General features: G+C 46.7%; 10 protein-coding genes. 3 read left to right on the top strand and 7 right to left on the bottom strand.

Going from position 1 to position 16,232, the window contains the following annotated elements; genetic code table 11:
- Window positions 1-19: 19 nt before the first annotated feature.
- The 6 genes from ABEF84_RS13855 to ABEF84_RS13830 all read right to left on the bottom strand — a co-directional run bounded on the left by ABEF84_RS13855 (window position 20) and on the right by ABEF84_RS13830 (window position 6,024).
- A complete protein-coding gene (locus tag ABEF84_RS13855) occupies window positions 20-1,639 on the bottom strand; it encodes an AarF/UbiB family protein (RefSeq protein ID WP_347453242.1) in 1,620 nt (539 codons plus the stop codon).
- A gap of 12 nt (window positions 1,640-1,651) precedes the next feature.
- Window positions 1,652-2,329 carry an SCP2 domain-containing protein gene (locus tag ABEF84_RS13850; RefSeq protein WP_034587025.1) on the bottom strand — a complete coding sequence of 226 codons (678 nt, stop codon included), beginning with the start codon at window positions 2,327-2,329 and terminating at the stop codon, window positions 1,652-1,654.
- Between the two features lie 11 nt (window positions 2,330-2,340).
- Complete coding sequence (gene ubiE, locus ABEF84_RS13845; protein ID WP_347456032.1) at window positions 2,341-3,285, bottom strand: bifunctional demethylmenaquinone methyltransferase/2-methoxy-6-polyprenyl-1,4-benzoquinol methylase UbiE; 945 nt, start codon at window positions 3,283-3,285, stop codon at window positions 2,341-2,343.
- Between the two features lie 480 nt (window positions 3,286-3,765).
- Window positions 3,766-4,086, bottom strand: coding sequence for a hypothetical protein (locus ABEF84_RS13840; protein WP_347453240.1), 321 nt, complete (start codon window positions 4,084-4,086; stop codon window positions 3,766-3,768).
- A gap of 188 nt (window positions 4,087-4,274) precedes the next feature.
- Window positions 4,275-5,097 (bottom strand): IS5 family transposase gene (locus ABEF84_RS13835; RefSeq protein WP_141667073.1). Its coding sequence is split into 2 segments (ribosomal slippage): window positions 4,275-4,715 and window positions 4,717-5,097, totalling 822 coding nucleotides; the frame shifts between segments, so codons are not numbered across the junction.
- Window positions 5,098-5,319: 222 nt separating this feature from the next.
- Window positions 5,320-6,024: an FFLEELY motif protein gene (locus tag ABEF84_RS13830; RefSeq protein WP_347453239.1), complete on the bottom strand. Its 705-nt coding sequence runs from the start codon at window positions 6,022-6,024 to the stop codon at window positions 5,320-5,322.
- Between the two features lie 209 nt (window positions 6,025-6,233).
- Here ABEF84_RS13830 and ABEF84_RS13825 point away from each other — a divergent pair, with 209 nt between their 5' ends.
- The gene (locus tag ABEF84_RS13825; protein ID WP_347453238.1) at window positions 6,234-7,652 is read left to right on the top strand and encodes a phosphate--AMP phosphotransferase; all 1,419 of its coding nucleotides are present in this window, start codon (window positions 6,234-6,236) and stop codon (window positions 7,650-7,652) included.
- Window positions 7,653-7,700: 48 nt separating this feature from the next.
- On the opposite strand, the gene ABEF84_RS13820 is transcribed toward ABEF84_RS13825, so the two are convergent.
- On the bottom strand, window positions 7,701-8,204 hold the full coding sequence (locus ABEF84_RS13820; RefSeq protein WP_034587031.1) for a hypothetical protein: 504 nt from the start codon (window positions 8,202-8,204) through the stop codon (window positions 7,701-7,703).
- Window positions 8,205-8,380: 176 nt separating this feature from the next.
- Here ABEF84_RS13820 and ABEF84_RS13815 point away from each other — a divergent pair, with 176 nt between their 5' ends.
- Together ABEF84_RS13815 and ABEF84_RS13810 are read left to right on the top strand one after the other, a co-directional pair.
- Window positions 8,381-12,088: an exodeoxyribonuclease V subunit gamma gene (locus ABEF84_RS13815; RefSeq protein ID WP_347453237.1), complete on the top strand. Its 3,708-nt coding sequence runs from the start codon at window positions 8,381-8,383 to the stop codon at window positions 12,086-12,088.
- Window positions 12,089-16,201: a UvrD-helicase domain-containing protein gene (locus ABEF84_RS13810; RefSeq protein ID WP_347456030.1), complete on the top strand. Its 4,113-nt coding sequence runs from the start codon at window positions 12,089-12,091 to the stop codon at window positions 16,199-16,201.
- Window positions 16,202-16,232: the final 31 nt, after the last annotated feature.

The raw sequence follows: 16,232 nt of genomic DNA, 5'->3' as shown, positions 1-16,232 counted from the left end.
CAGATCAAGCTTTTTTAAATTATTTAGCAATCCGCCAGACTGCAAGAATGCTTACCAGTACAATGAGAATGACTGAGATAAACCAAGGCGAAATAATGGCAATCGTCAGTAGAATCGCCATGATACTGCCAAAAATCCAGCTGCGTTTTTGCTGATGTTCCATTTGTAAACGCATGCTTTGTAATTCATTGAGCTGCTTGGCATGCCAGGCAGACTGATTTTTAAGACCATTCAAACTATCAATCATTAAAGTTGGCAGGTCTTGAGCGCCGAGCAATAGATCCGGGATTTTTTGTCCGAGTTCCTTAATATTCTTTTGCGGATTCATCTGGGCTTTAACCCAATCGGTCAGGATTGGTTTGGCCAGACTCCAGATGTCCAGTTCTGGATACAGATCAGTACCCAAGCCTTCCACATGGACTAATGTTTTCAATAACAACATCAGTTGTGGTGGAATTTCCAGGTGAAAACGACGTGCAATATCCATGACCTGAATCAGAATACCGGCAAAGTCCAGCTCGTGCATCGGTTTAGACACCATTGGTCCCACGGTCCGGCGCATTTCACGGGCGAGTGCATCCTGATCAGTACCTGGTGGAATCCAGCCCGCCTGATGCACAATCTGAATTAGCTGCATAAAGTCGCTATTCATGACCGCCAGCAACATACGTGCGACCGTCATCTGGTCATGCTTGGACAGCTCACCCATAATCGCACAGTCCAGCGCAATAAAGCGTGGATTGGCCGGATTGATGGTTTCCACAAAGACATTGCCCGGGTGCATGTCGGCATGGAAGAAGTTGTCACGGAAGACCTGAGTAAAGAAGATGGTCAGGCCTTTACGCGCCAGATCGGCACGATCCATACCCAGCTTGTCAAAGGTTTCGACATCCGAGATCGGTACACCGGTAATCCGTTCCGCAACCAGCACATCCTTACTGTCCATATAGACTTCAGGGACATACATCATGCTCGAGCCAGTGAAATAATGGCGCATACGGCGGGTATTATCCGCTTCTAGCGTCAGATCTAGCTCATTCAGAATAATCTGACGATAGTCCTGAATAATTTCATTCAGGTGCAGGGCACGGGCGGCTTCCAGACGTTTTTCTAAAAAATCACCCAGCCAGCTGAGGATTTCAAAATCCTGCAGAATCTGTTTGCGGATGTTAGGACGGGTGACTTTGACAATCACTTCACGGCCATCATGCAGGGCGGCAGTATGCACCTGCGCAATCGATGCAGCAGCTAATGGCTGAGCATCAAAACGGGCAAACAGGGTATTTACATCAGCTTTCAGGGATTCCTGAATGCGCATTTTCGCTAGATCATTGTCGAATGGCTTGACCTGGTCTTGTAGCAGGACCAGTTGTTGTAGCACTTCAGGTGGAATCAGGTCGCGACGGGTCGACAGCAATTGCCCCAATTTGATTGCCAACGGCCCCATTTCCTCCAAAGCTTCTTTCAGCTTGAGCGGATTCTTGCGTTCACGACTAGACCATGCTGCCGGATGCATACGAATCAGGGACAGCACATGACGGGCTTTTTCAGGGAGTTCATCCGCAGGAAACAACGTATCGAGTCGATAGTGCGCGGCAATGCGCCAAAGTTCGAGTAAACGTGAAACGTGCGGAATCATATAATGTTGTACCTAGTTCTGGGTTGAATCTTGTTGCTGTTCAATCTGCTGTTGAAGCTGGCGAATCTTGGCTTCAACACGATCAATATTCTGATTAAGTATACGCGTATCTTGCTGTAAATCATCCATTTGCCAGCGTGCAGCAAACAGGCCACTGTCTTCTTTCAGGGCATCTTCAGCAAAGAATAGACCACTTTGTAGCGTGCGTTTCAGTTGTTTTGGTGCCAGTTGCAGCTTGCCAATTTCATGAGCAAGCTTTGGTCCGATCCACGGGCTGAGATGGGCAGCCAGATCCGGTTCAGCTTGCTGCATGATGCGCTGGATTTCCTGCAAAAGCTTATAGTCACCTTGTACTGGAATCGTGCCAATTTCATCGGAAAGCAGCAGTTTGAGTAGTTCGACTACATTGCTGACCTGTAAGGTCGCAGTAGCTTCAGGAATCTGCGTATCCTGAGCTTCATAAGGACGCTGTTCGAAGATTGAAGGCGTTTCTGTATGTCCGGTCGGTGTAGGTTCCAGACGAATTTTGCCATCATCAAAGAAGACATCGACAGAAAGTTGTGGTGAGGCAATCACTACACGCAGCATTTTGCCCGCCAAAGCATTGAACTGAATGCGGGTAATCGCATCCAGATCAATGTAATGGTGGATCACACGTTCAATGGCACCGAGTGCCAGAATTGACCACATGAATAAAAACCTTAGAGTTTAAAACCACGGTGAACGGCAACGATACCACCTGTCAGGTTGTGGTAGTCACAGTTTTGGAAGCCAGCATTTTCCATCATGCCTTTCAGGGTGCGTTGGTCTGGGTGCATACGGATCGATTCAGCCAGGTATTTATAGCTTTCCGAATCGTTGGCAACCAGTTTGCCCATCAATGGCAATGCAGTGAAGGAATACAGGTCATATAGTTTGGCAAATGGTTCGAAGACTGGTTTAGAAAATTCCAGTACCAGCAGACGGCCACCTGGTTTCAGTACGCGATACATTGCAGCCAGGGCTGCATCTTTGTCAGTCACATTACGTAGACCAAAGGAGATGGTCACCAGATCAAAGCTGTTGTCTGCAAATGGTTCCAAAGTTTCTGCATTGGCCAAGACGAAATCAACATTAGTACAGCCAGCATCAATCAGACGGTCACGACCAACATTTAGCATAGATTCGTTAATATCGGATAAAACCACATGACCTGTTGGACCCACTTCACGGCTAAACACTTTGGCCAGGTCACCAGTACCCCCGGCGATATCCAGCACGTGCTGACCGCGACGTACGCCTGACATATTGATGGCGAAACGTTTCCACAGGCGGTGAATGCCGAATGACATCAGGTCATTCATGATGTCGTATTTGCTGGCGACTGAGTGGAATACTTCTGCCACTTTCTGGGCTTTTTCTTCACTATTGACAGTTTGATAGCCGAAGTGAGTAGTTGGGCCGACATTACCGGTATTGGCACCACGTGGCAGGTTATATTTCGGCACGCTACCTGTTACAGGCGTATCGGTCAGGCGTTGTTCTAAAGATTGTTGCTGACCTTGTGGCGTGCCTTGTGGTAATGGTGCAGTTAAGAATGGGCTCACTTTGTCTGTTTGTTGTGCCGACTCGGGTGCAGGGGTAGGCGTGGTATTTTCATTCGACATTGGAGTCACTCCTAACGTATCAATAGGGTTAAGCTTGCATTCTTGCATGGACTGCATAATGACAGATTCTAAGAAGTTATACAGCAATCATCATGCAATTGTTATGAATAATATACAGAAAAAAGCCTATTTAGATGAAATCTCGGTCAGAAAATCAATCAAAAATGAGCACAAAACGCCATGCTTTACGACATAGAGTATGCACGCTATCAGACCTTAATCAATATAGTTGAGTCTTTTAAGGAGGCAAAAAATTAAAAATCTTTTGTAGGTTTTAGCTGACACGGATTCCGGTTTTTAGCGGCTGTTTACTCTGCTTGAAAATTCATATGATAAGTTCATCAGGAACAGGACGTTTCAGACAATAAGAACAATAGATAATGACAAGGAAAGTGCGGCGCGACAGGAGTTATGCCAAGCGAACCCATGCGGAAAACCCCGGCAGGATGCCGGGGGTTTTCATTTTATACGTCAGGATTTTTAAGCATCGGGCAACTGGTAAATAAATTTGTGCTTGCCATAACGAATGACAAACAGTTCCAGGTCATAATACAGGCCGTCCCCTAAGGCATGATTTCCGCACTCTACAGAGATAATTCGCTCTTTATCTGTAGTAATCACCAGATGGAAATGCCCGATTTTTAATGGACATTGCAGTTCATGAATTAGTATAACCTGTCCATAATCATCTTGAGCCTTAGAGAAATCCATCTGGATGTCTTCAGCGGCAATCTGATAGTTGCTGGATGATCTGTGGTGAAATTGCACAGTGCCATCAATCGATAACTGTTTGTACCCCATTTAAGTTCCCCAATATTTGTTTACATGGGTACATCCCAAAAACACCAAGACATACGCCTGTATGAATAACATGCAGGGTGATTGAATGGCTTTGACTATCAGGTAAATAATTTCTGTAAATTTTGCATAATTTTTATTGTTTTATTAAATGTAGATTTAAAGAATTATTAGACCTCTTGCGAAAGTCGTTATTGCAAGTTCATCCGGTTTACCAGTGCAGCGATTAAGTTAATGCGTAAACCGAATCTTTTTCGTCTATTTCGATAGCGTTCACTTAGTATTCTAAATCTTTTCAATTGACTATTAATATGTTCGATTACAACTCGTATTTTTCCAATCATTTTATTGTAATTTTTCTCAGCATCAAATAAGGGGAAATTCTTCTTTTTCTTTATTGGCATCAATAACTTAAAGCCATCTTGCTCTAACCCATAGTACCCTAAATCGGTCATAACATAGTCACAATGTTTGAATTTCTTAACTGTTTTTCTTGCCAATTTAATATCATGCTGACTGCCAGACGATATATCTACTCCTATGATTTGTTTGCTCTTCGGATGATAGATCACTTGGGCTTTTAACGTATGTTTCTTCTTTTTACCACTGTAAAACTTACTCTGATTTTTTTTTCGGGCGTTCTATTGAACATTCTGTCGCATCAATAATTACCCAGTTAAATTGTTCGTCTGCTGTGGTAATGCTTCGTTTTGGCAGGGTAAAACGTCTTGATTTCATTAATGCATCTTCAACCTTTTTAATAGTTCGATTCACATTACTTTCAGCGATATGGTAATTTGCAGCCAATTCCAATTGAGTGCTGTAATTCCGTAAGTAATTGAGTGTTAATAATAATTGATCCTCTATAGCTAAAGTATGAGGACGCCCAGATTTCTTTTTAAGTGATTCTGCTTCTTTTAAAACTTCGACCATTTCACTAAAAACTGGTCGAGGTACACCAACCAAGCGCTTGAATTCAGAATCTGAAAAACGGTTTAATTTCTGATATTTCATGAAATCTATATTGAGGTAGTTTTTACTTTCGCAAGAGGTCTATTCTGTTTTATTTCTAAAATCATCGTTATTTATAGTTAAACGGATCTTGTGTTTATTTTAGTTTTCTTTGAAATAAGATTCTTTTTAATGCTCATTGCTAGGAATTAAAAAAATCAGGCAAAGCTTTGTTTACCTGATTTGCAATATGTATATGTTTAGATTATTCCAATTTATTGAGAATTAACGGAAAGGATTTGGGTCGCCAGCATGCACACGCTCAATAATACTGCGCTCCATTGCGGTAAAGTCGCGCACAAATTTTTCTGCGGACTTGAGTGGCTTCATCGCTTGGAAACCTTCCTGCATAAATTCATACATCACGTCAAAACGGTATTTTTCAGCGGTGCCCTTACACATCTTGAATGCGGTCTGCACAATGAAGGAACGCATATATTTGTCTAGGTGAGCACCGAGCTGATCCAGCATATCCAGCTGCTTTAAACGGGCATTGCCTTGATCTAGCTTTAAATAAGTCACCCGCATGATCTCGTCATTTAGAGCTTCGGTTGGGTGATAATCTTCTAAGAGTTGCTGGGCGACCTGTTCATCCAGTTGCACCGCATAAATGGCCAGTTCAATCGCGTGTGTACCAGTTTTTACTGCATTATCCGGAATTAGTTTTTCTGCTTTATGTGCATAACGGGTCAGGCGGGCAATCTGTTCTGCCAGTGCATCAAAGTCTGGTCCGCCATACAAGCGGTTCAGGAAATACTCTGACATCAATACATTCTGTTTTTCTGCAAATTGCTGGGCATGGGTATGCTGCATACGCTGTTTTTGCCACAGCTGTACATCCTGTAGGCGACGTTGCAGTTCCGCTTGCTTGTGGTAATTCAGTTGATAATAACGTTCCAGGAGATCGTCTAAAACTGCAAGTTTGGACATGGGAAGTTCAAAAATGATGAATAGGATGCGGGGAATCTTAGAACGAGTTGGCTGCATGCGCTATGACAAATTGACGGGCTGAGCCAAATTTGCAGCCAATCTGGAGAAAACATCGGCGAAAAGATCGTTTAAAAATCGTAGCGATCCCTGTTCATCAATAAAAAAGCCTGTCTATACTGCATTCAGGAACTAGAAAAATAGAGCAGGTTATGGCTATAGAACAGCAACAAGTTCAGCTGCTTGATGAAGATGAATTGTCAGTCAAACTGATCGATGCACAATATGCTCTAAAAGATACCCGAGGCCAGAAAAATGCTAAAAGTCTGGTGGTATTAGTCAATGGAATTGAACTAGCCGGCAAGGGTGAAGCAGTCAAGCAATTGCGTGAATGGGTGGATCCACGTTATTTGCGGGTAAAGGCAGATCGTCCGCAGCCACTGATAGAAACCCAGACCTTCTGGCAGCCTTATGCGCGTTTTATTCCAGCCGAAGGGCAGATCATGGTGCTGTTTGGCAACTGGTATACCGATCTGCTCAGTACCGCCATGCATGTGACCAGTCCGATGGATGAAAGCATGTTTGATGATTATGTGGAACACATGCGTGCTTTTGAACAGGATCTGAAAAACAATCATGTTGATGTGGTAAAGGTCTGGTTTGACTTGTCCTGGAAATCCCTGCAAAAACGTCTGGATGATATTGATCCAAGCGAGATGCATTGGCACCGCCTACATGGTTTGGACTGGCGTAGTCGCAAGCAATATGATGCTATTCAACGTTTGCGTCAGCGCTTTAGCAAGGACTGGGTCATCATTGACGGGGAGGATGAAACCCAGCGTGATCAGCAATTTGCACAAACTATTCTGGCAGCTCTGGAACATTGTCCGGAACACCCAAATAAGGGCAGTAAAAAATGGCAGCAGGCTGCTATTCCTGAGGCGTTACACCAGCCTTCTCGTGAACAGGCAGATCAGGCGACTTATAAGGATGAATTAAAAAAACTGACTCGTCAGGTTGCCAATGCCATGCGTATGGACCGCCGCAATGTGGTGATTGTCTTCGAAGGCATGGATGCTGCGGGCAAAGGTGGGGCAATTAAGCGCATTGTGAAAAAGCTGGATCCACGTGAATATGAAATTCACACCATCGGTGCTCCGGAAAAATATGAGTTACGCCGTCCTTATTTATGGCGTTTCTGGACCAAGTTACAGCCGGAAGACAAGATCATCATTTTTGACCGTTCCTGGTATGGACGGGTGCTGGTCGAGCGAATTGAAGGCTTTGCCAGTACCGCTGAATGGCAGCGTGCTTATGATGAAATTAACCGTTTTGAATATGACCTGAGTCAGGCGCAGACAGTGATCATCAAATTCTGGCTGACGATTTCCAAAGAGGAGCAGGCGGAGCGCTTCAAGGCACGTGAACAGACGCCGCATAAACGCTTCAAGATTACCGATGAGGACTGGCGTAACCGCGATCGCTGGGAGGATTATCTGCAGGCAGCGGTAGACATGTTTGAATGTACCAGTACCAAGGTGGCGCCGTGGCATGTGATTGCTACCGATGACAAGAATAGTGCACGTCTGGAAATCATGAAAACCATTTTGAAACAGCTTGGAGGCGCTTAGGTCCTCAAGCTATTTCTGATATAAAAATATGAGAAGATTAGGCCGAAACTATACAGTCCGTGCCTGCTGTTTTTGCTGAATATTCTTAGCCAGTTTATAGGAATCTTCGACATGGGCCTCAGCGACTTTCTTCATCACGTAATAGCCCAAACTGGCTGCAATCAGCTGACCACCTAAAGGAATGAATTTGGTCACCTGCTTGGTGATGTATTTGGCAGCGACATTATTGATGGATTTTTTCACTGCCGTGCGCGCCACCACTAGGCCAGAAAATTGTACGCCGCGTTTGCGTAATTCATCCCATTGAACCTGTTTGGTTTTTGGATTAAATACACTGACCTGTTCAGGTGCTAAGCCGAATCGGGCGTTGATTTCCGGGAGGAGCTGTGACAGGATGCCGACATCGATCACCACATCGAGAAAGGGTACTGGAATCACGGCTGCGCCTGCAGAAACATAGGCACGTTTCTTAATCAGCTCCAGGCACTCTTCACGGATCTGTTCTAGATTTAAACTTGGATCGATACGATCTGGAATTTTGTCTAATTTCATGGGCAATTACCTAAAGCGACCTATTGTTTTTTTGCTAGATTGACATCCTAAGATGCTTTTTTCAAAGAAATTTTTCTACACAAGTGTAGATTAAAAGTGACATAGACAGAACAGGGTGTATAGTAAATGATCTTTATTGTTTTGTAGTGTCGACATTGTCTTAATCCGGGGAACTCATGGCTATTCATGTTATTCAGAGTCAGAAAATTGATGTGCTTTTGGATAGCATGCTGCTGGTCACCAGCCAGCAGAAAAAGTTGCCTTTTCAGGTGCTTGAACCGCAACATTTTATTGTGCCATCCCCGGCAGTCGAGGCTTGGCTGACCCAGAAAATCGCCGAGAAAAAGGGCATCAGTGCCAATACACAATTTCACCATCGTATCCGTGCCTTTCAATGGACCTCCTATCAGTGGGTATTGAACAGCCAGAAAGAACTGGAACAGGTGCGTGAAGCGAATATTCCACGCATCATCATCAAATGGCGTGCCTTTCAGGCCCTACGCAAGACTATTCTTGCAGATCAAATTCCATTGAAGTCCCAGCATCCGCTGTATTCGATCGTAAAGCGGATCTATGACAGTGCTGACCGTCTGGAACAGCCGAATGAACGCCTGCTGAAAAAGCAGAGCATGCTGTACTGGGTCTGCGAACAGGTGTCGCGGCTGTTTAGTCATTATATGGATTATCGCGGCTATTGCGCAAAGAATTGCCCACCAAAGCAGTGTACTTGTCCGACCAACTGGCTGGAACATTGGGGACAGAATCTGCCGCTGGACGTGGAGCAGATGCTGTATATCCCAAAAGACGAAAATGGGCAGGAAATTCCGGTGGCGGATTTCGTCAAAATTCAGGCACGAGAACTGGAAGCCTGGCAGCGCTGGTTGTGGCAGAACGTGTTTCAAGATGACTATGCCAAGATTCTGGACATTGAAAAACTATACTGGGAACGCATTGAAAATCCGGAAACCCGTACACAAGCCTTAAAACAATTACCTTCTCAGGTCGTAGTGTTTACCTTACTGGAACTGCCACCAGCCCAGCTGGATTTTCTCCGCCGTCTGGGGCAACACATCGAGATTTATATTTTCCACTTTAACCCGTCGCAGGAATACTGGGCGGACAGTGTCGACCCAAGCTGGAAGGCACGTTATGACCTTGGTGTGCAGGAACGCTTTATCCGTAAATACGAGCAGTCACGCGGTCGCAAGCCAAGTGATGAGGAAATTGCAGCGTTCTGGCAAAAGTTTCAGCTGAATTTTAATGCTGAAGACAGGGAATCACGCCATCCCTTATTAACCCGTTTTGGCAAGCAGGCACGGGATCATTTCTCACTGTTATCTAAATTGTCTTCGGGTGAGGAAGGTCATTGGGCTGATGCCTTTGTCGATGATTATCAGGATCATCTGCTGGCAAAAATCCAGTCAGATATTCTGTATCTAGTCGAGCCAGAACGGCATATCTATCCGCTCAAACCGGATGACACGTCGGTACAGATTCATGTCTGCCATTCTTCGCTACGTCAGCTGGAAGTGCTGCGTGAGCAGATTATTCACTGGCTGGCGCAGGGTACGGAAGAGGCGCCACGCCAGCCGAGTGATATTCTGGTGCTCAGTCCAAATTTAAAAGAACTTGAACCGGCGATTCGCAGTGTCTTTGCCCCACCGCCACGTGAACGGGAAGGCACTCAGTCGCGTCTGCGTAAAAACAATATTTATCTGCCAATCCAGATTTCTGGCGTGTCACGGCTGGATGTCAGCAATGCTTGGCGTGCCGTGTTGGGCCGCGTTCAGCTGATGCACCGCCGCTTTACTATTGAAGATTTTGCTGATTGGCTGAGTTTAAGCGCGATCCAGCAGTACTATGCGCTGGACTATGCTCAGGTGGAACGGATCATTCAATTGCTCAGTGATGCTGGCTTCAAGCGCGGACTGGATCAAGAGCACCTACAGCAGCAGCTGTATGAAGGCGATGAAGATTATCGCTTTACTTTCCGTTTTGCGCTGGATCGTCTGGCGCTGGGCATGGCAGTACCGGAACATCAGCTGTTTGAAGATACTCTCAGCTATGCCAAGGTACTCAATAGTGACTTCCCGCTGATCGCCACCCTGATCCAGATTTATCAGGATTTCAATGCGCGCCGTAGCTGGCTGAATGCGCATGAGCAGGGGCAGCGTACGCCAGTGAAAACCTGGCTGGAATATCTGAATCGGGATGTGAATGAATTCCGCAGCCATGGTGTCGAGTCGCTAAAAACCGTCGCAGAAATTATTGAAAAGCAAATGCGGATGCTGACACTGGCGGATTACCACGATCAGGATGATCCGAATGCGATTCAGGAACTGGTGGCTTTAAGCCTACCGCTACCATATGTGCTGGAAGAAATCCAGAACAGTCTGGACATGCAGCTAGATCAGGCCGAGCCGACCGGGCAAATTACCTTTAGCCAGATCGGACAGATTCGTCCGCTGCCGTATAAGCTGGTGGTGATGCTGAATCTGGATACCGGTAAATTCCCGGGCCGCAATCAGCAGCTGCCATTTGACTTGATGAGCATCCTCAAGCCACAGCTTGGTGATCGCTCCCGTCTGGATGATGATCAGGGAGCTTTCTTAGATGCTTTGCTATTGGCAGAGGAAAATTTGTGGTTGTTCTATAACGGCTTTGACGTCAATGATGGTGAAGTACGTGATCCATCCACCTCCTTGCAAGAGCTGATCCAGCATATTGCGCTGATCTGCCAGTCCGAACATCCCGATGCGGATGTCGATGTGATGACGGAAATCAATGGTCTGCCGGTCGCGGCACATATCCAGCAGCTCTATCATGTGCATCCTTTACAGCCTTTTGATCCGGTTGGTTTTAGTACGCCAAGAACCCCGCGTTTTCAGGACCAGTGGCATGATGTGGCAACTTTCCTGTGTAAGGCTGAGGGGCAACGCAGGAGCTGGATTAACACTCATTGTCCACCCGTGCAGCAGGAGCAGATCCGGATTCTGCATGGGGATGAATGGATTCGGGATATGACTTTCCCGGCACGTCTGTTCCTGAAAAGTGTCGGTATTTCCAGCGTGAAATATAAAGACCTGCCTGCAGCCCAAGAACCATTATTGCTGGATAAACTGCAGCAGTATCAAGTACGCGATTTCCTGCTACAACAGGAACAGGAAATTGATACCCGGCTGATGCTGGATCGCCTTCCAGTGGGTAAGACTCAGGAAGCGACCTGGCTGAGCACCCAGCAGGAACAGGAGGTGCTACAGCAACGCCTGCAGCAGCTAGATAAACAGATTACCCGAACCACCCAACAGAATTATCGCTATTCATCAGATCTAATTTTGCAGATTACGATACCACAGCCGGCGAATGCGCCGTACTGGTTGAGCATGCAATCGACTTCGGCCTCGGAACGCCGTCGCGCGCACGTTTGGCTGGAATATCTACTCTGGCTAGCCTACCTAAATGATGACAGCTATACCGCTGAACTGGAGCGGATTGTACTGTTCAGTAACAAGACGGTGAAATTCAGCAAGGTCACTTCCTCTCAGGCCAAAGAATATTTATCGCACTGGTTTAGGGCCTGGGAAGCAGGGCAGCAGCAACCGGTAGTATTACCAGCCGAGCTGATCCTGAAAAAAGACTGGCAATGGGAAACCAATGAACAGGGCCAGATGATCATCGGCGATCTGGATAAGCTGCTGGCGGCCTGGAACAACACTTATGAAAGTGCCCGTCCGCTGAGTTCGGATGAATCCTGTGTGCTGCATCAGGACTGGCAGTTTATTTTGCAGGATCAGGATCCGGATCAGGCACTGCAGCACAGCCTGCTGAACTTTGCCTATGACCTGTATGCGCCAATTCAACAACATTTAGAGTGGGTAAAATAAATGACCATGGCCCCTCAGCATTCCAAGATTTCAACCAACCCGATTCAGGACATGACCTTTACTGGTCTGCACTGGATCGAGGCTTCAGCGGGGACGGGCAAGACCTATACCTTGTCCAGCTTGATGGTGCGAATTTTTCTGGATAAATACTATCCGCATCAGGTGATTGCAACGACCTTTACCCGTAAGGCAACAGCTGAACTAAAAAGCCGGGTACGTGCGCGCGTGGAAGAAACCTTGCGTTATATCCAGCGCTATCAGCACCTCAATTCTGTAGAAATGGTACAGCAGATTGAGCAGGAAGCTGATCCGCTGTTCCAGAAAGTGCTGAAAGATTATGGTAGCCGGATGGACTATGCCCGCCGCCGTCTGGGACTGGTGTTAAACCAGTTGGATGAACTGTTTGTCGGCACATTGGATAGCTTTAGCCAGAAACTGCTGCGTGAATTTTCCTTTGAAAGCGGTCGCATTGAACGGGCAGAATTAACCGAAGATCAGGACCTATATATCCAGCAGTTGATTCATGATGTGTTACGGGAATGGATCCAGCAGCAGCCACAATATGTCATCAATCAGATGTATCTGCAAAACCAGCTAAAAGCACCAGAACAGTATGTGGGACTGGTACGTGATGCACTGAATTTTAGCGCCAATCATTTCCAGCCAGTGCAACATGTAGAATGGGACTTGAGCGAACTGGATGCCTGTATCGAGCAGCTGGTCAGAATTCCTATTGCTGATGTGATGCAAATTAATCAATATTGCCTTGAAAATAAAAAGTCTTTTCATAGTACTTTTTTGAAAAAATTACAGGAGCTCTGTGAGAATTTTAATGTCTGGACCGAACAGTTAGGTGCCCAAAAGGGCATGAGTTTCTTTGATTCCAATCTAAGCCAGTTGATTTTTAAAATATGTTATTTACTGCGAAAAGCTGGCTTGCAGCTAACTACACAACTCTTTAATAAAAGTTATTCGGATGCGGATCGGGCAGCGTTTCTGGCATGTCCATTTTTTCAGGCTGTTGAAAATTTAATTGCTACAAAATTAAAAGTCGATCAGCAGTTCAAACAGCTCACCGCTTATCTGGAATATCACCTGATTCGTAGCGTACAGCATCGATTGCCGCAAACCTTGCAGAAGCAGGGCGAAACTACATTCTCCCAGCAGATCCGTACCCTGACTGAAGCTCTGCAAGGCGAACAAGGCCGCCGTTTTGCCCAGTTTGTGCAGTCACGTTATCCCCTCATTCTGGTCGATGAATTCCAGGACACCAACCAGGATCAGGACGACCTGCTGGCCAGAATCTGGCGTGATGCAGCGCGAGTACAACTCGGCTGTATGATCATGGTCGGTGACCCGAAACAGGCGATTTACGGATTCCGCGGCGGTGACATGCTGACCTATAACAAGGCGCATGCCGATGTGCGATTAAAGCAGGGCCGGGAATATACTCTGACCCAGAACCACCGTTCGGTCAAACCTTTGGTCGAAGTGGTGGATGCGCTGTTCCAGCGGCAGATGGATTTTGGTGAAAGCGTCACTTATAGCCTGATTCAGGCCGGTAGCCGTCCGCATCCAGACTTGATTGATTCAGGGCAAAGCAATCCTTATCCCTTACGTTGGATTCAGCTGGGTGAACAGGATCAGGAAGCTGATCAGGTGGCTTGGAAAATCCGTGAATTACTGAATCAGTCCGCCCAGCAGCAACTGTATTTCCAGAAAGAAGATAGCTCTACTGCACTGACTGAAGATGACATCGCAGTATTGTCCTTTGGACACTATGCGTTGGAACAGGTGAAACAGCGTCTGCAGCGTATGGGAATAGCCTGCTACAAGGAATCCAAGCAGAGCGTTTTTGCCAGCAGTGTGGCGAAGGATGTCGCCGCGGTGCTGACTGCGATTATGGACCCGTTTAATGAAGCTAAAGTCCGTCGTGCGTTGGTGACCCGGTTGCTGGGTTTTGATCTGAAAAAACTGCTGGAGCTGCAACAGCAGCCAGTTGGCTTAAGTACCTTTATTGCCGATTTTGAAGCGATCCGGGAAATGTGGTTTGACAAGGGCTTTCTTAGCGCCTGGAACTATGCCTTAAACCTGTTTGATGTCTGGACCAATCTGGTGGCGAGCCAGAGCATTGACAATGAACGGGTGGTGGTCAATCTGCGTCATCTGACCGAAATCCTGTCACAGCAAAGTGAATATTATCAGGGTGCACAGAAGTTGTATCACTGGTATCTGCGCCAGTTGCAGTCGCCATCCGGCAAGGATAGTGAAAAAGAACGTAAGTTGTCTGGCGACCGTGGCGTGCAGCTGCTGACCATTCATGCCTCCAAAGGTTTGGAATTTAAAGTCGTGTTCCTGATGGGCGCCGATGCCCCATTTGATGTGAATAAGGGTAACTTGAACTTCTCGCTGGCAGGTCATGAGCAGGGAGATATCCTGAACCAGTCACGGGTGATTGCGGTCAACAGTCAGGATCTGCATGAACAGGCGCAGCTGCAGAATGCCGCACGGAATGCCGCAGAGAATCACCGGCTTTGGTATGTGGCGCTGACTCGTGCCAGTCACCGGGTTTATGCCATGCTGCAGGACCAAAGTGGGCAATCGGATTCCTGTCTGGCTTATTGGCGTGGGCAGGGTGATCAGGTGTTTCAGCATCCGCTCAGCTGTGTGGAAAGCCCTTTAATAACTGAACCACCACGTATTGTGGTGCAGCAGGAGAAAGCTACTCCAGAACTGATCGCGCATCCTCTGCCGGAACAGCAGTTCTATCCACGCACCAAAACCAGCTTTACTGCGCTGTCACGACACCAGCTGCATGCAGCCGTGCTGCAGGATGATCTGGTCAGTTTGCCTGAGCTGGCCGAAAGCGCCGCCGATGAAATTCATCTGGAGGCCGAAGCCGAAGTACTGCAGCAGCCACTGGACTGGATCAAGCTGAATTTTCCTAAAGGGACAGTAGCAGGAACTTTCCTGCACAGCATTTTTGAACATCTGGATTTTCAGGACAGCAGTTACTGGAATCTGGAAATCCGCCGCCGTTTTAAGAACACGGCACCGCATATCTGGACGGAATTGAAAGATCAGTTTCAGCAGGATTTCCAGATTCTGGACAGGCTACAAGATGCCTTTCAGCAGCATTATCAACAATCTACAATTAACCTAAATACACTGTTTAAGCGGGTAGCCAGCAATGCCGGGTTAAAAGCAGAAACCCTGGCTGAGACAATCATGCGTGTTATGGCCAGTGTCAATTACAAGCTGCTGACCGGGATTCGCTTGCATGACCAGAGTGCTGCTTATCGTGAGACATGGCATAGTTTCTTCCAGCAGCCCCCGTTAGACGTAAGCCTCTTCCTGCAGTTTATGACCCAATTTGAGCGTTATTTTCTGGAACTAGAAGATGATGCCTTTATTGAACAGTTTGAACAGGAGCTGGGCAAGCTGCCACGTGCTACATCCAGTCAAACTGTCGATGTTACGGAACTCATGCAGCAGTCGGCACAACTATTCTTTGAAGAGCTGAGCGAAGATATCTTGCTGAACTTGATGCATGATTGGGTCGGGGAAATTCTGAATACCCCAATCCAGAATGAGTTTCGCCTCAGCCAGCTGGACCAGCAAAGCTTCCTGTCGGAATTCCCGTTCTATCTGTCTCTGAGTGACGCACCGTTACAGATTCGCCAGATTCAGCAGCTGTTTGCCGATTACGGCCTGATCATGCCGGACTTTAATGAAGCCAAATCGGCACGTTACCTGACTGGCGCGATCGATCTGGTCTATTTTGATGGGCAGCGTTATCACATTGCCGACTACAAGAGTAACTATCTTGGGGCCAATCAAAACGATTATCTGCCGGAAGCGATTCATGACAGCATGACCCATTCCAGCTATTGGTTGCAGGCGGCCTTGTATTTGGTGGCAATGCATCGCTATTTAAGTGGCAACCTGCAGGGCTACGATATCCAGCAGCATCTCGGTGGGGCGACTTATCTTTACCTGCGTGGCATGAATGGACAGGCTGGACAGGGCTTGTATCACTGGCAACCTGAGGTGGAATTTATCCAGAAACTGGATCAAATTCTGGGCTATTATGCGGTGAATAAATCTGCATAAAATGGCTAAACTTAAAAATATAGATAACAGA

This window comes from Acinetobacter sp. ANC 7912 (assembly GCF_039862785.1).
GTDB lineage: Bacteria > Pseudomonadota > Gammaproteobacteria > Pseudomonadales > Moraxellaceae > Acinetobacter > Acinetobacter thermotolerans.
The sequence above is the reverse complement of the archived record's forward strand: the minus strand, read 5'-3'. Positions and strand labels throughout refer to the sequence as shown.

Coding starts and splice junctions, on each gene's coding strand:
- ABEF84_RS13855 (WP_347453242.1), bottom strand. CDS start 1,639: ATGATTCCGCACGTTTCACGTTTACTCGAACTTTGGCGCATTGCCGCG.
- ABEF84_RS13850 (WP_034587025.1), bottom strand. CDS start 2,329: ATGTGGTCAATTCTGGCACTCGGTGCCATTGAACGTGTGATCCACCAT.
- ubiE (WP_347456032.1), bottom strand. CDS start 3,285: ATGTCGAATGAAAATACCACGCCTACCCCTGCACCCGAGTCGGCACAA.
- ABEF84_RS13840 (WP_347453240.1), bottom strand. CDS start 4,086: ATGGGGTACAAACAGTTATCGATTGATGGCACTGTGCAATTTCACCAC.
- ABEF84_RS13830 (WP_347453239.1), bottom strand. CDS start 6,024: ATGTCCAAACTTGCAGTTTTAGACGATCTCCTGGAACGTTATTATCAA.
- ABEF84_RS13825 (WP_347453238.1), top strand. CDS start 6,234: ATGGCTATAGAACAGCAACAAGTTCAGCTGCTTGATGAAGATGAATTG.
- ABEF84_RS13820 (WP_034587031.1), bottom strand. CDS start 8,204: ATGAAATTAGACAAAATTCCAGATCGTATCGATCCAAGTTTAAATCTA.
- ABEF84_RS13815 (WP_347453237.1), top strand. CDS start 8,381: ATGGCTATTCATGTTATTCAGAGTCAGAAAATTGATGTGCTTTTGGAT.
- ABEF84_RS13810 (WP_347456030.1), top strand. CDS start 12,089: ATGACCATGGCCCCTCAGCATTCCAAGATTTCAACCAACCCGATTCAG.